This window comes from Marivita geojedonensis, from assembly GCF_002115805.1.
Taxonomy (GTDB): Bacteria; Pseudomonadota; Alphaproteobacteria; order Rhodobacterales; family Rhodobacteraceae; genus Marivita; species Marivita geojedonensis.
Genome location: NZ_JFKC01000001.1, coordinates 547,891 through 566,371, shown reverse-complemented (window position 1 = coordinate 566,371; position 18,481 = coordinate 547,891). Strand labels below are relative to the sequence as shown.

Sequence of the window (18,481 nt, the reverse complement as noted above, 5' to 3'; positions counted from 1 at the left end):
CGGAGTATTCCGATGCCCTGATCAGGGCATCGGAATACCGGTAACGAACTTCGGAACTTGATAGCCTCTTTGAGCGGCGGGTCGGTTTGCAATCCGAAGATACCATTCCCGCACATTCGGAAAGTCGTTCAGGTTGATCTCCTGCCACTCGAACCTCGCAGCCCAAGGGAAGATTGCCATATCTGCAATCGAATAGTCCCCAGCAACATAGCTGCGCCCTTCAAGCCGTGTATCTAGTACGGAATACAGGCGTGCGGCTTCTTTGCCGTATCGCGCTTCGGCATAGTCAGATGTCCCTTTGTTGAATTTCAGGAAGTGATGGGCTTGTCCAAGCATTGGCCCGAAACCGCCCATTTGCCACATCAGCCATTCCATCATACTCCAGTAGTCATCCCCTTGGGAAATGAAGCGACCATATTTCTGTCCGAGGTAGAGCATGATGGCGCCACTCTCCATTAGAGCGAGGTCAGCTTCCCTGTCGACGATTGCCGGGATCTTGTTGTTGGGTGAAATTTTGAGAAACTCTGGCGCAAACTGATCGTCCTTTCCAATATCGATCGCATGGACGGTGTAGGGGACGCCCAACTCCTCCAAGAGGATCGAAACCTTCCGTCCATTTGGCGTCGTCCACGTGTAAAGATCGATCATCGCGCAGGTCTCCAGCAAAGTCTTTCAGGGGCAGATAGTCTGATTACGGCTGTAAGCCAAAGGGTGTCAGCCTCCAGGGTGCAGGTCAACCAACCGCGCCGTTCAGCTTCAGATTGTGTTCAAAAACTTTTGTTTTGCCGCGCGCTAAGAACATGTAAAGTTTCCGGAAAGAATGAGGGAGGAGGCGTCAGCCGCTTGCTGAAGAGGAACGCTCATGACGCAAAAACGAATTCGTAACATGGAAGAGTTCGCTGCAGTTAGCGGAATATCACGACCAACAGTTTCCAAGTATTTTAATGATCCGGACAGTGTCCGAAGGTCGACACGTGCAAGGATCGAAAAGGCGCTCGAACGGTATGACTACCGGCCGAACATCTTTGCGATGAACCAGAACCGGAAGCTTACAAAGAATATCGGCATCGTCGTGCCCTTTATGGCTGACCCCGTCTTTGCCGAGCACGCAAGAAATATCGAGCAGCGCTGTATCAGTGCAGGTTTCAGGCCGACACTCTACAGTGCGCATGGTGACCCTGCGCTCGAAGTGGACATCCTGGATGGGCTCCGCTCGCTCAAGCCTGCCGGGGTTCTGCTTGCCCCGCTGGGACGCGCGTCCGACCAGAAAGAGATCGAGAAATTCTGTCGGGACGTTCCGACCGTCCTTTTTGACAGTAATATCGAAGGGCTCGGAGAAGCGTTTATCGGTTCTGACAATTTCAGCTTTGTGTCGCAGACCGTTGAATACCTCACCAGAACAGGAGCGCCGCCCTCCTTTTTTGAGATGCGGACGCCTGCAAACCCAAACGCAAACAAGCGGCGCGTCGCCTACATCCAGATGATGGACAGGCTAGGTCTCGAGCCTCATATCATCCAGATTGAAGGCGAGGGCTGGGCCTTTGAGGAGATCGGACGGCGCGGTGCTCTTGAAATCCTGCGGGACAACCGTCTGCCAACGGATTCGATCCTTTGCAGCAACGACCGCCTGGCCATCGGGCTTTTGTCGGCCTGCTGTGAACTGGGATATCGAGTCGGTCGCGGTCCGGATTGTAACCTGCGCGTTGCGTCGAATGACGATCATCCTTTCGCACGTTTCACATGTCCGTCCCTGACGACAGCCGCGCATGACTACGACTCCGTATCCAATCGCAGCGTGGAGACGCTTTTCGAACTCATTGAAAGTGGGGGGGAATTTCGGAACCGAGAGGAAACGTTGTTCCCGTCGCGGCTCGTGCTGCGAAATTCAGCGTAAACTTAAAAGTTTCCGCGCGTCAATTTAATATTGACGGCGCGGCAACTCTTCGGCTAACTTTTCGGTCACAACATCCAAGCTAGGGAGGATTCGGATGTCTTTCAGAAACGCACTCCGTGCGGCCACGGCGCTTTCTCTGATCACAGCAAGCGGCGCGTATGCAGAAACCATCACTATCGCGACAGTGAACAATGGCGATATGATCCGCATGCAGGGTTATACCGACGACTTCACAGCCAAGACCGGCCATGAAGTCGAGTGGGTAACCCTTGAGGAAAACGTGCTGCGTCAGCGTGTGACCACGGACATCACCACCAAAGGTGGTCAGTTCGACATCATGACAATCGGCATGTACGAAACCCCGATCTGGGGCGCCAACGGCTGGCTCGTTCCGCTGGACGATCTGTCCGCTGAATATGACGTAGATGACATCCTGCCCGCGATGCGCGGCGGTCTCTCCCATGACGGCACGCTCTATGCGGCACCGTTCTATGGCGAAAGCTCCATGGTCATGTACCGCACCGACCTGATGGAAAAAGCAGGTCTGGACATGCCGGATGCACCGACCTGGCAGTTCATCCGTGAAGCCGCTGCGGCGATGGATGATCCGGCCAACGACATCAATGGCATCTGCCTGCGCGGCAAGGCCGGTTGGGGTGAAGGCGGCGCGTTCATCACTGTAACAGGTAACTCGTTTGGCGCACGGTGGTTCGACGAAGAGTGGAACGCTCAGTTCGATCAGCCGGAGTGGAAAGCCGCACTGGATTTCTACGTTAACCTGATGAACGACTACGGCCCGGAAGGTTTTGCGACCAACGGTTTCAACGAAAACCTGTCGCTGTTCCAGCAGGGCAAGTGCGGCATGTGGATCGATGCGACCGTTGCGGCGTCCTTCGTGACCAACCCCAACGACTCGACCGTTGCTGAGCATGTCGGATTCGCGCTGGCTCCCAACGCCGAAGGCGTCGAAAAGCGCGCCAACTGGCTGTGGGCATGGGCTCTTGCCATCCCGGCAGGCACCCAGAAAGAAGCGGCAGCTAAGCAGTTCATCGAGTGGGCTACATCCAAAGAGTACATCGAACTGGTTGCAGCGAAAGAAGGCTGGGCCAACGTTCCTCCGGGTGCGCGGACGTCTCTCTACGAGACACCTGAATACCAGGATGTTCCGTTTGCGAAGATGACGCTCGACTCGATCAACGCAGCTGATCCGACCGATCCGACCGTCGATCCGGTGCCGTATGTCGGTATCCAGTTCGTCGCGATCCCGGAATTCGCAGGCATGGCGACAGAAGTCAGCCAGGAATTCTCCGCAGCTTATGCTGGTCAGCAGACCGTGGACGAGGCGCTTGCCAAAGCACAGGCGATTGCGACAGAAGTTATGGAAGCCGCTGGCTACCGCTAAACTTCGGGCTTGACCTTCAGGGGGCGGCCCCGCGCCGCCCCCTGACACCCCACTCCATTTAAACGTTTCCACTTTGAAGTGGTTCTATTCGGACAGCGCGGTATCCTGCGACGGGCTGGCAACGGAGGAGATGTATCCCATGGCGACGAAAGCATCCCGATCAGCGGCCCGACTTATGATGGCCCCGGCGGTTATTCTGCTTCTGGGCTGGATGTTGGTTCCGCTGATCATGACGCTCTGGTTTTCGTTCCGCACCTATCTGCCGCTGCGCGGTGGTGATCAGGGGTGGACCGGGTTTGACAACTACGTACGGTTCGTCAGTTCCAGCGCGTTCTGGCCTGCAGTGCAGACCACTCTGGTTATTGTTCTTGGCGTGCTTGTGATTACCGTCTGTTTGGGCATCCTGCTGGCCATTCTTTTGGATCAGCCGATGTGGGGGCAGGGTGTTGTTCGTATCCTTGTCATCGCCCCATTCTTTGTGATGCCGACCGTTTCAGCTCTGGTCTGGAAAAACATGTTCATGGACCCGGTGAACGGTCTCCTGGCGCATTTGTGGCGCTTCTTTGGAGCCGATCCGATCAGTTGGTTGTCGGACGCCTCGCTGCAGTCGATCATCATGATCGTGAGCTGGCAGTGGCTGCCTTTCGCAACGCTGATCCTGCTGACGGCAATCCAGTCGCTTGACAGCGAACAGTTGGAAGCTGCCGAAATGGATGGTGCCCCTGTTCTGAAGCGCTTTGCCTATATCGTTCTTCCGCATCTGAGCCGCGCGATCACAATCGTGATCCTTATCCAGACGATCTTCCTTCTGGCCATCTTTGCCGAGATTTTCGTCACCACAGGCGGTGCGTTCGGAACCCGTACCCTGTCTTACCTGATCTTCCAGCGGGTGCTGGAAAGCCAGAACGTGGGACTTGGCTCAGCCGGTGGTGTCTACGCCATCATCCTTGCAAACATCGTCGCGATCTTCCTGATGCGGATCGTCGGCAAGAACTTGGACAACTGATCATGGCACGTGCAGTTACACCCCGCCGCAAACTGATCAATACCGGTCTTGCCTGGGCAATCGGATTGCTGATCTTCTTCCCGATCCTCTGGACGATCCTGACCAGCTTCAAGACCGAGGCTCAGGCCATCGCCAGCCCTCCGCTGTTCCTCGGCTTCGATTGGACGCTCGAGAACTATGGCGTCGTGATGGAGCGGTCGAACTATGCTCGGTTCCTGATGAACTCGATCATCATCGCCGGTGGCTCTACGGTTCTTGGCCTGATTGTCGCGGTGCCTGCCGCCTGGTCGATGGCCTTTGTACCTTCGCGCAGGACCAAGGACATCCTGCTTTGGATGCTCTCGACCAAGATGCTGCCGGCCGTCGGCGTGCTTTATCCGATCTACCTGCTGTTTATTCAGTTGGGTCTCCTCGACAGCCGCGCCGGCCTAGTGATCGTGATGATGTTGATCAACTTGCCGATCATCGTCTGGATGCTCTACACCTACTTCCGCGAAATCCCGGTCGAGATCCTTGAAGCCGCCCGGATGGACGGTGCGACGCTTAAGGAAGAAGTACTTTATATCCTCACGCCCATGGCGGTTCCGGGCATCGCATCGACTATGCTGTTGAACTTTATCCTCGCTTGGAACGAAGCCTTCTGGACGCTGAACCTCACGGCTGTAGATGCTGCTCCGTTGACTGCGTTCATCGCCAGCTACTCCAGCCCGGAAGGCCTGTTCTTCGCAAAACTCAGTGCAGCCTCGACCATGGCCATCGCGCCGATCCTCATCCTTGGCTGGTTTAGCCAGAAACAACTTGTCCGCGGCCTGACATTCGGCGCGGTGAAATAAGGGACCAGACCTATGGGACGTATTCAACTCAAATCGGTCACGAAGTCTTTCGGCGACATTCAGGTGATCCCACCGCTGGATCTGACCATCGAGGATGGCGAATTCACGGTCTTCGTCGGACCATCCGGCTGCGGCAAGTCCACACTTCTTCGCCTCATCGCGGGTTTGGAGGACATCACCACCGGCACAATCGAGATTGACGGTAATGATGCGACAAATCTTGTTCCCGCGAAGCGCGGACTGGCCATGGTTTTCCAGTCATATGCCCTGTACCCGCATATGTCGGTGCGCAAGAACATCGCGTTCCCGCTCAAGATGGCCAAGATGGACCCGGCAGAGATCGACAAGCGGATCGAAGCAGCCGCCTCTGTTCTGAACCTGACGGCTTACCTCGACCGCCGCCCAGGCCAGCTTTCCGGAGGTCAGCGTCAGCGTGTTGCAATCGGTCGCGCGATTGTCCGCGAGCCCGCTGCCTTCCTTTTCGACGAACCGCTGTCAAACCTCGATGCGGCTCTTCGCGTGGGAATGCGTCTGGAGATCTCGGAACTGCACAAGCGACTTGCAACGACCATGATCTACGTTACTCACGATCAGGTCGAAGCGATGACAATGGCCGACAAGATTGTCGTTCTTCAGGCCGGTGTAATTGAGCAGGTCGGCAGCCCGCTTGAACTCTACCAAAGACCGCGCAACACCTTCGTGGCCGGATTCATCGGTTCTCCAAAGATGAACCTGATCAGCGGTGCCGAAGCGCAGAAACACGACGCGGCGACAATTGGTATCCGTCCGGAGCATATCGATATTTCCGAGAGTTCAGGTGCTTGGAAAGGCAAAATCGGTGTTTCGGAGCACCTTGGATCCGATACTTTCTTCCATGTGCAGTGTGACGTGACCGACGAACCTTTGACCGTTCGAGCCACAGGCGAGGTCTCGTTTAAATACGGCTCCGAGGTTTATCTCACGCCGCGGCCGGAGCACCTGCACCGCTTCAACGAGCAGGGTTTGCGTATCGAATGAAACGGCTGCAGGACAAAAGCGCGCTGATCACAGGCGCCGCCCGAGGGATCGGGCGCGCTTTTGCGGAAGCTTACGTTCGCGAAGGTGCAAAGGTCGCCATTGCGGATATCGACATTGGCCGCGCACGGGAAACTGCAGAGCAGATCGGTGATGCAGCTATCGCCGTCGAAATGGACGTCACCCAGCAACAGAGCATCGATAGTGCCGTGGCCACAGTCGCTGAGGCTTTTGGCCAAATCGACATCCTGATCAACAATGCAGCGCTTTTTACTGCCGCGCCCATTGTCGAGATCGAACGCAAAGACTTTGACCGCGTGTTCGAGATCAACGTAGCCGGGACGCTATTCACAATGCAGGCTGTAGCGAAACACATGATCGAGCGAGGCGTTCGCGGCAAGATCATCAATATGGCAAGTCAAGCAGGACGCCGCGGTGAGGCTTTGGTCGGGGTTTACTGTGCAAGCAAGGCTGCGGTTATCAGTCTCACGCAATCAGCGGGTTTGAATCTTATCGGGCATGGGATCAATGTAAACGCAATCGCTCCCGGGGTCGTCGATGGCGAACACTGGGATGGCGTTGATGCGTTTTTTGCCAAGTATGAAAACAAGGCTTTGGGGCAGAAGAAGAAGGAAGTGGGCGAGTCCGTTCCATACGGCAGAATGGGCCGCGCAGAAGATCTAACTGGAATGGCAGTCTTTCTCGCCTCGGAAGAGGCCGACTACATTGTCGCTCAAACGTATAACGTTGACGGCGGCAACTGGATGAGCTGATGGACGATTTCGTAAAAGGGCCACATGCCATGAAACTGTGCAACGCAAACCTCGACATGCTTTCTGCCGACGTTGTGCGCCCGCAGTATGACCGATCCAAGCTGACGCCTGGGATCGTCCACATCGGTCTCGGTAATTTCCATCGTGCGCATCAGGCGTGGTATCTGCATAGCCTGATGCAGCAGGGCGAGGCACATGATTGGGCGATCATTGGGGCCGGGGTTCGGGTCTACGATGCTGCGATGCGCGAGAAGCTTCTGGCGCAGGATTGCTTGACCACCTTGATCAAGCTGGATCCTCTTGGCTCCTCGGCTGAAGTGTCGGGCTCGATGATAGATTACCTGCCGATCGAAGAAGGCAACGCCTCTTTGATTGAGGCGATGTCCAACCCGGCGATCCGCATTGTGTCCATGACTGTAACGGAAGGCGGGTACTACATCGATCCGGATAGCGGTGACTTTGATCAAAGCCACGAAGACATCCGGCACGATGCTGCGAACCCTGATCGTCCGCGCACAGCATTCGGTGCCATGGTTGCGGCTCTCAAAGCACGCCGGGCGAATGGAGTAGGGCCCTTTACAGCTCTGTCCTGCGATAACCTGCAGGGCAATGGTGCGATCTTGCGCCAGTGTGTGGTGGAGCTCGCGCGCCTTTCTGACCCTGATCTGGCAGATTGGATCAACCGTGAAGCGACATTCCCCAATTCGATGGTCGACTGCATCGTTCCTGCGACAAGCGCGGAACTGATCGCACGGACACATGCGCTCGGTATCGAGGATGCCGCACCTGTGTCGCATGAGAGTTTTCGCCAGTGGGTCATCGAAGACGCGTTTGTTGCAGGTCGACCGGCCTGGGAAAAAGTCGGCGCGACAATTACCGATGATGTGCACACGTATGAAGCGATGAAGCTGCGGATGCTGAACGGTGGACATCAGCTTCTGGCAAATGCGGGAGAGTTGCTTTCTGTTGCGACGATTGCGGACTGCATGGCGGATGACGACATTTCCGGCTTTTTCCGCAAAGTCGAAGAAAAAGAAATCGCACCTTTTGTTCAAGCGGTTCCAGAGATTACACCTACAGGCTACCTCGAGCTTATTGACGGTCGGTTCTCCAATCCTCAGATCCGGGACAGCACGCGGCGCGTTGCCTTCGACGGATCATCCAGACACCCCGGGTTCCTGTTTCCGAGCCTTCGCGATGGACTTGCGGCAGGTCGAACCGTGGATGGACTGGCACTCGCCGAAGCCCTCTGGGCGCGTATGTGCGCAGGTGAACGGGAAGACGGAACCGCGATTGAACCCAACGATCCGAACTGGACGGAACTTCAGGCTGCGGCGCTTTCCGCACGCAGCGATCCGTCCGCTTGGTTGCAGTTGAGTTGCTACGGCACGCTTGGGCAAAACGTAGTCTTTGCCGATAGTTTTTCGGCCTGGCTGAACAGCCTCTGGACAGATGGCTGCCGGAATACTCTGCGGCGCTTCCTGGAACAGTAGAGACAGAAAGGTTCTTTTCTTACTGTCACTGGCCTTGGACGGATTGGGACGCCGCTTTCGCGGCGTCCTCGCCGCCGTGTCCAGTGGCCGGTCGGCTGTCCAGATCGAGGTCCAGATCCGGGAAACCCTCGCGCGATAACAGGATTGCGAAAGGCCGCAAATTGCGGATGTGCGAGCAGACGATCATGATTGAAACCATGATCGGAACCGCAAGAAACATCCCGACAATTCCCCAGACTGCCGCCCAGAAGGCGAGCGAAATAATGATCCCGAAGGAAGACAGTCGAAGGGTCTTTCCCAAAAGTAGAGGGTCGAGAACCTGACCCACTACAAACTGCATCATTCCGACGATCAACAGCAGCGACAGCCCAATAACCGTATCGCCCGTTTGAACATAGCTGACGAGCGCGACGACAAACGTAGCGATGATCGAGCCGATATTCGGAATAAAGTTCAGAACGAATGTCAGAACACCCATCGCAAATGCCAGTTCCAAGCCGAAAACCGTCATCACAGCATAGACCAACCCGCCGGTCAGAACGCTAATCAACGCCTTTACAACAAGATAGCGGTTCACCCTGTGAATGATGGAGGAGATGATCATCTCCACGCGTTCAGCGCTTTCCTTGTCGCCCATCAGGCTGGTGAGTTTGGTCGAGAACCAGATCCTTTCTAGGAACATGAAGCCGACGAATAGAGTGACCAGGACGGCTCCGGATGCGATGTTCCCCGCTTGCCCGGCCATTGACGTCAGATACGGTCCAAAGCGAATGCCCTGCAGCCATTCGAGCACCGCGGATTCAACATCCTCACCCATCCAGCGAAAGAGTTCCGCCACCGCGCGCTGCGCAGGGTCGGCGTATTGAAGGATTGTCACGACAACGGTGTTGGCTTGTGTCAGGAGGATCGCAGAAGCCGAAATCAGGATCGCGGCGATCAACAGGACGGCCAATGTCGATGCAATCCAGATCGACACCTTGGCGCTTCCGATCCTGAGCTGCTGGAAATAGCTGATTGCATCGGAGGTCAGCGAGAACAGCATAATTGCGATAGCAAGAGAGATCAGAAGAAATTTTGCCTGAACAAGGAGAAACAGAATAACCGCAAACGCGATGATGCCCAGAAACCAGATCTGGGCTTTTTGCACATTTAGAACGATGGACTTGGCGTCCTGCTCTTCTTCGGTTGACTGTGGCATAGTGTGAATGCTGGCCCAAGTGGGGGAACGGCGAGGCGGCTCAAGGCTACAATAGCTTGCTTGCAACCGAAACCCCAGTTTGGCCAGACATATTCAATTGTGAAAACCTGTTTTTTGGATGAATTCGATTGGATGTGCTGATTTCCTCATCGCTGTCCCGCACAACACCGGCTGCAGTTCCACAATGCTCGAGTTCGGCCGTTATTGCGCAAGTGGTTCAGACGCTTGGAGATGTCGTTTCTTTCCGCAACGCGGCTTCGACAAAGCGAAGGAATCTACGGCCTGCAAAGGCCAATTCCGAAGTCGGTCTTCCAAGAAGCTCAACCAAGCTTCGGTCGCGACTGAATAAAAGTTCATGGACTGGTCAAACTGATCCTGCAGCTTCACACGATCCCTCCGAGTATCCATAGGTTGTTTCGAGTGAATTTTTCGGAAAGGCCTTGCGAAGCGAGGCGCGCCAAACCGGGGGTGCGCCGTCAATAATGAATAGTGGACCGGCCATGCCAGCTTGAGATGTGCGAAGGGTTTACGCGGCCCGCGTTGGACCGGCTTCGCGCGGTACAACTTCGACGGACGCAAGACGCCTCAGATCAAATATAATGTCGGTCTGGTATGGAAAACGACTGAAACAGTATTAGTAAATCAGCTGTCGTACCCTATCGTGGGTCGAAAGGTGTTTGGGGAGGCACCGACAGGTAAAGCCACTCAACTTGGCGTTCACTCAGGCTCTGGACTGAATCCAGAGATGACGGTTCCGCTGACTCAACAGCTACCGGTTCGTGACGAATTTGGGCTGTCGATGGGCAATGCCGGAAGACAGGTGAAACGTGAAAAAGACAATGAGCAACAAGAAGGACTGATCCGACATGACACTGGCAAAGACGATTGTGATCCACGAGAACGGAGGGCCGGAGGCGCTTAAACTGGAGGAATGGCCGGTGGGCGACCCCGGTGAGGGTGAGGTTCGTATTCGGCATGCGGTGTGTGGACTGAATTTCATCGATGTCTATCAGCGCAGTGGGCTTTATCCACTGAACCTTCCCCATGCGATGGGCATGGAAGCGTCAGGTACTGTCGAGGCCGTCGGTGCGGGCGTAAAACACCTCAAGGAAGGGGATCGTGTTGCTTATGCGTCGATGCCGCCTGGGGCATATTGCGAAGCCAGAGTGATGCCGGCTGCGCAGGTCTGCCCAATACCGGACGAGGTCGATTTCGAGACTGCCGCCGCGGTCATGCTGCAGGGTCTGACGGTCGAATACTTGTTCCATAGGACAACTCCGATCGCCAAAGGGGACACGGTTCTGTTCCATGCCGCTGCGGGTGGCGTCGGTTTGATCGCCTGCCAGTGGGCGCGTTCTGAAGGGATAACTCTGATCGGGACCGCTGGATCCGATGAGAAGTGTGCCCTCGCCAAGCAAAATGGCGCGGATCACGTCATCAATTATCGTACCGATGACTTTGTGTCCGGGGTCAAAGAGATCACCGGCGGTAAAGGTGTTGATGTCGTGATGGATGGTGTCGGCGCAGATACTTTTGACAAGTCACTCAATTGCCTGAAGCCGCTCGGAATGATGATTTCGTTCGGCAACGCCTCTGGGCCTGTGCCGCCAGTCAACCTGCTGACTCTGGCCGCCAAAGGGTCATTGAAGGTGGCGAGAACAACCTTGTTCACCTACGTTGCCGACCATGATCGCTGTCAGGACATGGCACGCCATCTGTTCGACAAGGTGGCGTCAGGTGCGATCAAGGTGACTATCGGCCAGCGGTTCAAGCTCGAGGATGTGGCGGACGCGCACCGCGCGCTTGAAGGGCGTCAGACGACGGGGTCGACTGTCCTGACGCTCTAATACGGGTTGCGTGCGTCGCGGCTCTCCGACAGAGATTGCTGGCGAAGCTGCACCAGCAATTCGATGGCATCGGCAAGGTGGACGCGGTCGATATTGTGATCGCCGCGTTCCACTCGAATACGGTGTGCTTCGATCATCACATCCGAATGACGACAACCTTCTGGTGGTTCGAACCGGTAGGACGCCAGTTCTATGCGAAGACCCAGAGGGTCACGGAAATAGATCGAGTCCATGAAGCCGCGGTCTACAGGACCGGAATGTGGAACACCTCTCGCATCGAGCCTCTCTGCAACCTGCCAAAACGTGGCCTGACTGACATTCAGGGCAAGATGGTGAAGCGATCCCGTGGCTTCGGGGACCGGTGTGTCATCCGGTTCACGCTCTTCATTGGTGAAAATGGTGATCAGTCGACCGTCACCCGGGTCGAAATAAAGATGTCCCTCATTCGGGTTGTCGAGATTGGGCTGGTCGAAGACGAAAGGCATTCCAAGCACACCTTCCCAGAAATCGATGGACGTCTGCCTGTCCGCGCCAATGATCGTGATGTGGTGGACGCCCTGCGTCTGAATTTTTCGAAGTCCTTTCGACTGCATACCTTCGTCCTCGCTCTAGGTTCTTCCCCTGTTCTAGCCGTATTCGGCCCGAACAATTGCCGCACCGTCCGCCATTGCCTTCATTTTTCCAAAGGCAACATCACGCGGGAGGTATTTCAGCCCGCAATCCGGTGCGACGACTACGTTCTCTGGATCCACATAGGGCAACGCACGTCTGATGCGAGCGGCGATTGTTTCCGGGGTTTCGATTGCCATGTCAGACAGATCAAGAACGCCGACCATGATGGTCTTGCCACGCAGGTCTTCGAGCACCGACGTGTCGAGATTGGCCTGCGCGGTTTCGATGCTGATCTGGTTGCATGTGCAACTCTTCATCTGAGGCAGGAACGAGTAGCCATCTGGGCGCTTCTTGGTCATCGCTGCGTAACCGAAACAGATATGAACAGCCGTGGTCCCGGCCGCGCCCTCGAGCGCTGCGTTGATGGCTTCGATCCCATACTCTTCAGCGACTTCGGGTTTCGCCTGCAACCAAGGCTCGTCAAGTTGCACGATATCAGCGCCGGCTGCAAAGAGATCAGCGATTTCCTCCTTTACCGCTTGCGCATAGTCCATCGCGGCATCCGCTGTTGACGCGTAGTAGTCATTCTGCGCCTGCAGGCTCATGGTGAACGGACCGGGCAGCGTTATTTTGATTTTGCGGTCAGTATTCGCCCGGAGAAACTTAAGGTCTTCGACCTCGACAGGGCGCGCTCGAGAGATCTTGCCAACAATGCGCGGAACTGGAACAGGGCTTCCCGAGCGTGTCATGACCGTTCCGTAGTCATCAAGATCAAGCCCGTCCAGCGCAGTCGCGAAACGATTTGAATAACTCTCGCGCCGGATCTCGCCATCCGTGATTATATCCAGCCCGGCCAGTTCCTGATCCCGGATTGCGATCCGCGTGGCATCGTCCTGAGCTTCCCTCAGCCAAGGTTCCTGAATGCGCCATAGCTCTTTGGCGCGCGTGCGTGGCGGGAACTGACCTTTGAGTTTCTCGCGATCGATCAGCCAGTTTGGCTGGCAATAGCTTCCGACGAGCGTTGTGGGAAATAGCATGGCGTCCTCCTGTGCCGGGCGCATCGGTTGCGCCCGGAGGCATGTCTTCAGGAAAAGAGGTCGCGGTCGACACCGGCCTTTTCGAAGATGTAATCGCGGCTTTGTTCAAGCTCCCGACGCAGTTTGTCGAGGTCATGTCCAAGCAGTTTACCCTGCCACTTGCGGATTTTCCCGGCGACCATCACTGTGTCCACGTTGGTCCGATCCATAAGTGTCACGACGGCACCCGGGGCATTGTTCAGCGGTGCGACGTTGATGGCTTCGGCATCAAGCAGAATGATGTCGGCCTCCTTGCCCGGTGTGAGGGATCCGGTCTTTCTGTCGAGGCGCAGCCCTTTTGCACCTTCAATGGTGGCATGGCGAATGGCATCATACGACTTCATCAGGCTTGGGAAATTTTCGTCACCCGACAACGCGCGTTCGTTCGCGCGCATCCGTTGAAGTGTGATTAGTCCACGCATCTGCGTGAAGAAGTCAGCCGACATCGTGCACTCAACGTCAGATGACAGAGACACAGACATGCCGAGGTCGATGGCCTTCTGGATCGGTGGCTCGCCGTGGCGCATGTGCATTTCGATCGGAACCGACAGCGATACATGCGCGCCCGCGTCTGCTGCGGCCTTCCATGCGTCATCCGTCATTCCGGTCATGTGAATGAAAATGTTGTCCGGGCCGAATACGCCCTTCTTGGCCAGTTCGTCGAAGGTCGGGGTCATGCCGAACGTTGTGACGACATGCAGCGCGATCTGAAGGTCAAGATCGCGACCGATCTTCCAGGCGTCTTCGTATCCCTCAATGTAGATTTCTCCACCCATCACCATGGACAGAAGCTGATCATCGGACGAGAAATACTGTTCCCGAATGCGCTTGGCGCCGCCGGGGTATTCCTTGCCGTCCCACCAGCCTTCGAAATAACCGAAAACACCACGGCGCCCGGCGTCGCGAAGACCTTCTAGCGCAGCATCGGAATGGTCCGCAGAATGGTGGATCTGGCTAACGTCCATTACGGTCGTGACACCGGCATCCAACTGGGCAAGTCCACCGTAAAGTTCGTTGATATAAACGTCTTCCGGACGGTAGTGCTGCGAGAAGTTCAGCAGCATCGTTTCATAGTAGTTTTTCGAGTTTTCGGGCCGACCATCGTTTACAACAATGGCATCCGCCAAAGATGATCTCAGCCCTGTTTCAAACTGGTGATGATGCGTATCGATGAAGCCCGGCATCACGATCTTGCCGCTTGCATCGATGACGTGCGCATTGGACGCTTCGATGTGGGCCCCGACCTCAACGATCTTTGACCCTTCGATCAGCACGTCACCCTTCGAGAAATTGCCGACCGCATCGTCGACAGACATCACGACGCCACCCTTGATCAGTATGCGTGTGCCGGGTTCACCGGAGAGCTCGGGCAGAGGTGCAGCTGTGATCCGGGGGTTGGCTGCCTGTGCTGCAGATGCGCCGGATGCGGTTTCAGCCGGGGCCATCATAAACGCCGGAACGCCCGGACAGAGTGCCCTTGGCGTCGTTGGTTTGCAGAGTCTGCACATTTGTTGTTTCCTCCCTGAAACGTTTCTAACCGCCAAGCGCCGAGCGAAGTGTCGGGTAGCGGGTCAGTTGATGTGCGATGTGCGATGCCGCCTCTTGCAGCGCCGGCAGGCGTTCAGCGACAAGTGTCTCTGGTGAGGTCAACCCGGTGTATCCAGAGGTATTGAGCGCAGCGATGGTCTTTCCCTTCGCATCGCGGATGGGAACGGCCAGAGCCGTAATGCCATAATCCAGCTGGTCTACCGTGGTTGCATATCCGTCGCGGCGGGCAACCATCAGTTCCGCCCGCAGAGCCTTGGTATTGGTGCAGGTCTTAGATGTTAGTTTTTGCGGTTGCACTTCGTTTAGGTATTGATCGAGCTCGTCGTCGTTCAACGCCGCCAGCAGGACTCGGCCCATCGAGGTCGCATACGCTGGATAGCGGGCTCCGGCGACCGCGGCGGCCCGTCTGGCACGCTGAACAGAGTGGTGCGCGACGTAGATGACGTCACCGCCATCCAGCGTGCCGACTGAGGAGGCATCCCCGAACCGTTCCACGATTGAGCGTAGGTCTTCCTGAAGAATTTCATCGACCCGCGCTGTGAAGTAGAATGCTGATCCAAGCGCCATCAATTTCGGCTTCAGGTGAAACCGCTTTTCCTTGCGCCCGATGTAGCCGAGGGTTTCTAGCGTCATTAGGGATCGACGGGCTGCCGCAGGGCTGAGGCCAACGCGCCGCGCGACTTCTGATAACGTCATCTCTGGATTGTCGGCATCGAAGGATTCCAGGATCGCGATGCCTTTGGCCAGAGCCTCGACAAATTCCGCCGGTTTTTCGGTAGTCTGCGTCAACGATCATCCTTCCGGTGCAAGCACAAAATCAAATTCGCAGATCGCATCGGGAGTCTTGTCGAGTTTGTAGCCCAAGACGTCCACGTCTTTGGCTGGGCCGAGTTTTGCGATCAACGATTTGCGCACACCGAAGACGGCATCATTGTCGAGATATTCGGCATTTTCGAAGAAGATCTCTGTCGTGATCGAACTCATTCCAGGCGCGCGAACAATGTAGTGCAGGTGGGCCGGGCGCCATGCATGTCGGTTGCCAGCGCGCAGGAGCTTTCCAACCGGTCCGTCGTAGGGGACGGTGTAGGGTTTGGGAAGCACGGTTGTATAGTAATAGCGGCCATGCTCGTCGGTTTCGAAAACGCCTCGCAGATCGAATTTGTCCTGGCCTTGTTCCTGCTCCTGAATTGGGTAGGTGCCAGCCGCGTCTGCCTGCCAAGTGTCCACGATGGCACCGCCAAGCGGGTTGTGGAGCGTGTCCGTCACTTTGCCGTGCACCAGAACGCAAACACCTTCCCTGTCGTCAGAGAGGTCCGCGCCCAAGGTTTTGCGTGGCGCTTCGTCCAGATAGAACGGGCCAAGGTTCGAGCCCTCAGTTGCGCCGCCTCTTGTGTTGATCATGTCCACGAGCGCAGAGAACCCAACCACGTCAGACAAGAGAATGAACTCGTGCCGTTCCGGCGTAGAGATTTGCCCGCAATCATAAAGGAAATTGAGCACACCCATCCACTCTTCATGGGTGATCTGATTTTCGCGGGTGAAGTCGTGCAGATGATCCAGAAAACTGTGCAAAAGCTGCTCGAAGCGACTTCCCTCTTCGGTCTTGAATGTTTTCTTCACCGCGTTGGTGATGGTGAACTCGTTGATATCCCGCATTAATTTTCCTCCCGCTCCAAACGCTCGTTCCGAGCCCGCGACATATTGACTTGACCAGAACCTAGAACCATCCATATTTTTCGACAAGAGCAAAAAATTTCGTAATGCGAAAAAAGAGAGACTCATGCGAATCGGAAAGCAAGACCAATCGTTCACAGCAATTGCGACTTCTGACGCCGACAGCGTGACTGTGCGGGGGTATGACCTGTGCGACGAATTGATCGGAAGGATCAATTTCACGGATTATTTCTGGCTGCTCGTACTTGGTGAAAAGCCGACGTCCGCACAGCGTGACATGATGGACGCGTGTCTTGTCGCAATCGCTGAACATGGGCTTGTACCCTCTGTGCAGGCAGCACGAATGACGCTCGCGGCTGGTCCGGATGCGTGGCAGGGTGCGATGTCGGCTGGTTTGCTCGGCATGGGTAGCGTGGTTGCCGGGAGTTCCGAGTCGGCGGGCCGTTATCTCGCGGAAGTCATTGCCAGGGCCGAAACGGATGGCACCGACATCGAAGCGGCGGCCATCGCCAGCCTGAAGGAGCACAAGGTAAAGAAGCAAAAGGTTGCTGGTCTTGGCCATCCCCAACACTCTGGTGGCGATCCACGAGCAGACCGGCTGCTGGCGATTGCCGATGATTTGGGTGTGACCGGCAGATACATTGAGACGCTTCGGATACTCGGCAAGCACGCGCCTGGGATCATTGAGCGCCCTCTGCCGATAAACGTGTCGGGTGCGATCCCTGCCTGTATTCTTGATGCGGGTTGGCCGCTTGATGCGATTAAGGCAGTGCCTTTGCTGGCGCGCGCAGCAGGGCTTTCTGCGCACCTTTTCGAAGAGGCGCAGCGCTCCATTGGTTTCATCATGTCTCACAAGGCCGACCAGGCCATTGCGTATGACGGCAAACCGTCCAAGCGCCATTCAAAGGCAGCGGAGTAAACCCGATGGTCAAACTGCTGAAAGACATTCGCGTTGTTGAACTGGGCACCTACATCACAGGTCCTGCAGCCGGGATGCATCTCGCAGATCTGGGCGCTGATGTGATCAAGGTGGAGCGCCCGGGGACGGGTGACCCGTTTCGCGCTTTCAAGGGCGGCCTCTACTCACCGCATTACCAGACCTATAACCGCAATAAGCGGTCGATTGCGTTGGATACAAAAGACCCCGCGGATCTGGCTGTCCTGCACGATCTGGTTTCGACAGCAGATGTATTCATCCAGAACTTCCGTCCCGGCGTCGCCGAGAAGCTGGGAGCGGGTGAAGAAGATCTGCGGAAGGTCCGTCCTGATATCATCTATTGCGCCATTTCGGGGTTCGGCACGTCTGGCCCGTCGCGGGATCGGCCGGCCTATGACACAGTGGCCCAAGCCGCGAGTGGCTATCTCCGCTTGCTCACGCCGCCAACCAACCCACGTGTTATTGGCCCTGCGATCGCTGATGCTGTGACCGGGCAATACGCGGCCATGGCGTGCCTTGCTGCTCTTCTCGAGCGCGGCAAGACCGGCAAAGGGCGGCGCATCGATATCTCCATGCTGGAAGCGATGTGTCACTTCAACCTCGACAGTTTCACCCATTACTTCTCTGTGAACGAGATCATGGGGCCACTGTCACGCCCGGTGGTTTCTCAATCCTACACCTTCGAATGCTCTGACGGAAAATGGGTTGCGATCCACATGTCTTCGCCAACGAAGTTCTGGGAGGGCTTGTTGGCGGCCACGGGGCAGGAACATCTTAAGGATGATCCACGATTTGCCGAACGGCTCGAGCGCATCAAACATCAGGATGACTTGATCGCGCACTTCACACCCATCTTCAAAGCAAAACCAAGGGATGCTTGGTGCGATTTGCTCTTGAAACATGAGGTGCCGCACGCGCCTGCCTACGATTCCAACGAGGCGTTGGAAGACCCGCAGGCGCAACACCTGAATATCAAGGTTGAGGCACCGTCATCCGAGCTAGGAACATTCACCACTGTACGTCCGCCTTACACTTTCGACGGGACGCCCGAACTTCAGGTGTCACCGCCCCCTGTTCTGGACGAACACGGCGATGAGATCCGGGCTGAGCTTGCACGCAGAAAGGCAAGTTGAGCCGGAGATAACGGAAGCGGCTGGAGGGCCGCGAAAATGGG

General features: G+C 56.2%; 17 protein-coding genes. 10 read left to right on the top strand and 7 right to left on the bottom strand.

What is annotated here, in order from left to right; translation table 11 throughout:
* Positions 1 to 21 precede the first annotated feature (21 nt).
* A complete protein-coding gene (locus tag MGEO_RS02770; RefSeq protein ID WP_085635149.1) occupies positions 22 to 648 on the bottom strand; it encodes a glutathione S-transferase family protein in 627 nt (208 codons plus the stop codon).
* Between the two features lie 214 nt (positions 649 to 862).
* Here MGEO_RS02770 and MGEO_RS02765 point away from each other — a divergent pair, with 214 nt between their 5' ends.
* From MGEO_RS02765 to MGEO_RS02735, 7 genes are all read left to right on the top strand, one after another.
* Entirely contained in the window at positions 863 to 1,894 is a 1,032-nt protein-coding gene (locus MGEO_RS02765) for a LacI family DNA-binding transcriptional regulator (RefSeq protein ID WP_085635148.1), read from the top strand.
* A 94-nt stretch (positions 1,895 to 1,988) separates the two neighbouring features.
* Complete coding sequence (locus MGEO_RS02760) at positions 1,989 to 3,296, top strand: ABC transporter substrate-binding protein (RefSeq protein ID WP_085635147.1); 1,308 nt, start codon at positions 1,989 to 1,991, stop codon at positions 3,294 to 3,296.
* A gap of 139 nt (positions 3,297 to 3,435) precedes the next feature.
* Positions 3,436 to 4,302: a carbohydrate ABC transporter permease gene (locus tag MGEO_RS02755; RefSeq protein ID WP_085635146.1), complete on the top strand. Its 867-nt coding sequence runs from the start codon at positions 3,436 to 3,438 to the stop codon at positions 4,300 to 4,302.
* A 2-nt stretch (positions 4,303 to 4,304) separates the two neighbouring features.
* Positions 4,305 to 5,135, top strand: a complete 831-nt coding sequence (locus tag MGEO_RS02750; RefSeq protein ID WP_085635145.1) for a carbohydrate ABC transporter permease — start codon at positions 4,305 to 4,307, stop codon at positions 5,133 to 5,135.
* Positions 5,136 to 5,147: 12 nt separating this feature from the next.
* Entirely contained in the window at positions 5,148 to 6,152 is a 1,005-nt protein-coding gene (locus MGEO_RS02745) for an ABC transporter ATP-binding protein (protein ID WP_085635144.1), read from the top strand.
* Positions 6,149 to 6,922 (top strand): L-iditol 2-dehydrogenase, encoded by a 774-nt coding sequence (locus tag MGEO_RS02740; protein ID WP_085635143.1) that lies wholly within the window; start codon positions 6,149 to 6,151, stop codon positions 6,920 to 6,922. Before MGEO_RS02745 ends, MGEO_RS02740 begins: the two co-directional genes overlap by 4 nt.
* On the top strand, positions 6,922 to 8,415 hold the full coding sequence (locus MGEO_RS02735) for a mannitol dehydrogenase family protein (RefSeq protein WP_408607482.1): 1,494 nt from the start codon (positions 6,922 to 6,924) through the stop codon (positions 8,413 to 8,415). Before MGEO_RS02740 ends, MGEO_RS02735 begins: the two co-directional genes overlap by 1 nt.
* A gap of 25 nt (positions 8,416 to 8,440) precedes the next feature.
* On the opposite strand, the gene MGEO_RS02730 is transcribed toward MGEO_RS02735, so the two are convergent.
* Complete coding sequence (locus tag MGEO_RS02730; RefSeq protein WP_085635142.1) at positions 8,441 to 9,613, bottom strand: AI-2E family transporter; 1,173 nt, start codon at positions 9,611 to 9,613, stop codon at positions 8,441 to 8,443.
* Positions 9,614 to 10,479: 866 nt separating this feature from the next.
* Here MGEO_RS02730 and MGEO_RS02720 point away from each other — a divergent pair.
* Positions 10,480 to 11,460, top strand: coding sequence for a quinone oxidoreductase family protein (locus MGEO_RS02720; protein WP_085635140.1), 981 nt, complete (start codon positions 10,480 to 10,482; stop codon positions 11,458 to 11,460).
* Here MGEO_RS02720 and MGEO_RS02715 read toward each other — a convergent pair.
* From MGEO_RS02715 to MGEO_RS02695, 5 genes are all read right to left on the bottom strand, one after another.
* Positions 11,457 to 12,053, bottom strand: coding sequence for a VOC family protein (locus MGEO_RS02715; RefSeq protein WP_085635139.1), 597 nt, complete (start codon positions 12,051 to 12,053; stop codon positions 11,457 to 11,459). The genes MGEO_RS02720 and MGEO_RS02715 overlap by 4 nt on opposite strands.
* 33 nt (positions 12,054 to 12,086) lie before the next feature.
* The gene (locus MGEO_RS02710; protein ID WP_085635259.1) at positions 12,087 to 13,109 is read right to left on the bottom strand and encodes a uroporphyrinogen decarboxylase family protein; all 1,023 of its coding nucleotides are present in this window, start codon (positions 13,107 to 13,109) and stop codon (positions 12,087 to 12,089) included.
* Positions 13,110 to 13,156: 47 nt separating this feature from the next.
* A complete protein-coding gene (locus tag MGEO_RS02705) occupies positions 13,157 to 14,593 on the bottom strand; it encodes an amidohydrolase family protein (RefSeq protein WP_233139542.1) in 1,437 nt (478 codons plus the stop codon).
* An 88-nt stretch (positions 14,594 to 14,681) separates the two neighbouring features.
* Positions 14,682 to 15,485, bottom strand: a complete 804-nt coding sequence (locus MGEO_RS02700; protein ID WP_085635137.1) for an IclR family transcriptional regulator domain-containing protein — start codon at positions 15,483 to 15,485, stop codon at positions 14,682 to 14,684.
* 3 nt (positions 15,486 to 15,488) lie between these two features.
* On the bottom strand, positions 15,489 to 16,478 hold the full coding sequence (locus MGEO_RS02695) for a dioxygenase family protein (RefSeq protein ID WP_233139539.1): 990 nt from the start codon (positions 16,476 to 16,478) through the stop codon (positions 15,489 to 15,491).
* On the opposite strand from MGEO_RS02695, the gene MGEO_RS02690 reads away from it, so the two are divergent.
* Both MGEO_RS02690 and MGEO_RS02685 read left to right on the top strand, forming a co-directional pair.
* Positions 16,477 to 17,289: a citryl-CoA lyase gene (locus MGEO_RS02690; RefSeq protein ID WP_085635135.1), complete on the top strand. Its 813-nt coding sequence runs from the start codon at positions 16,477 to 16,479 to the stop codon at positions 17,287 to 17,289. The genes MGEO_RS02695 and MGEO_RS02690 overlap by 2 nt on opposite strands.
* Before the next feature lie 5 nt (positions 17,290 to 17,294).
* Positions 17,295 to 18,440, top strand: a complete 1,146-nt coding sequence (locus MGEO_RS02685; protein WP_085635134.1) for a CaiB/BaiF CoA transferase family protein — start codon at positions 17,295 to 17,297, stop codon at positions 18,438 to 18,440.
* Positions 18,441 to 18,481: the final 41 nt, after the last annotated feature.

Bases quoted from the DNA above. Each gene is read 5' to 3' on its own strand.
- MGEO_RS02685 (WP_085635134.1), top strand. From the start codon at position 17,295: ATGGTCAAACTGCTGAAAGACATTCGCGTTGTTGAACTGGGCACCTAC.
- MGEO_RS02770 (WP_085635149.1), bottom strand. From the start codon at position 648: ATGATCGATCTTTACACGTGGACGACGCCAAATGGACGGAAGGTTTCG.
- MGEO_RS02735 (WP_408607482.1), top strand. From the start codon at position 6,922: ATGGACGATTTCGTAAAAGGGCCACATGCCATGAAACTGTGCAACGCA.
- MGEO_RS02695 (WP_233139539.1), bottom strand. From the start codon at position 16,478: ATGAGTCTCTCTTTTTTCGCATTACGAAATTTTTTGCTCTTGTCGAAA.
- MGEO_RS02730 (WP_085635142.1), bottom strand. From the start codon at position 9,613: ATGCCACAGTCAACCGAAGAAGAGCAGGACGCCAAGTCCATCGTTCTA.
- MGEO_RS02765 (WP_085635148.1), top strand. From the start codon at position 863: ATGACGCAAAAACGAATTCGTAACATGGAAGAGTTCGCTGCAGTTAGC.
- MGEO_RS02745 (WP_085635144.1), top strand. From the start codon at position 5,148: ATGGGACGTATTCAACTCAAATCGGTCACGAAGTCTTTCGGCGACATT.
- MGEO_RS02760 (WP_085635147.1), top strand. From the start codon at position 1,989: ATGTCTTTCAGAAACGCACTCCGTGCGGCCACGGCGCTTTCTCTGATC.
- MGEO_RS02740 (WP_085635143.1), top strand. From the start codon at position 6,149: ATGAAACGGCTGCAGGACAAAAGCGCGCTGATCACAGGCGCCGCCCGA.
- MGEO_RS02755 (WP_085635146.1), top strand. From the start codon at position 3,436: ATGGCGACGAAAGCATCCCGATCAGCGGCCCGACTTATGATGGCCCCG.
- MGEO_RS02710 (WP_085635259.1), bottom strand. From the start codon at position 13,109: ATGCTATTTCCCACAACGCTCGTCGGAAGCTATTGCCAGCCAAACTGG.
- MGEO_RS02705 (WP_233139542.1), bottom strand. From the start codon at position 14,593: ATGGCCCCGGCTGAAACCGCATCCGGCGCATCTGCAGCACAGGCAGCC.
- MGEO_RS02715 (WP_085635139.1), bottom strand. From the start codon at position 12,053: ATGCAGTCGAAAGGACTTCGAAAAATTCAGACGCAGGGCGTCCACCAC.
- MGEO_RS02720 (WP_085635140.1), top strand. From the start codon at position 10,480: ATGACACTGGCAAAGACGATTGTGATCCACGAGAACGGAGGGCCGGAG.
- MGEO_RS02690 (WP_085635135.1), top strand. From the start codon at position 16,477: ATGCGAATCGGAAAGCAAGACCAATCGTTCACAGCAATTGCGACTTCT.
- MGEO_RS02750 (WP_085635145.1), top strand. From the start codon at position 4,305: ATGGCACGTGCAGTTACACCCCGCCGCAAACTGATCAATACCGGTCTT.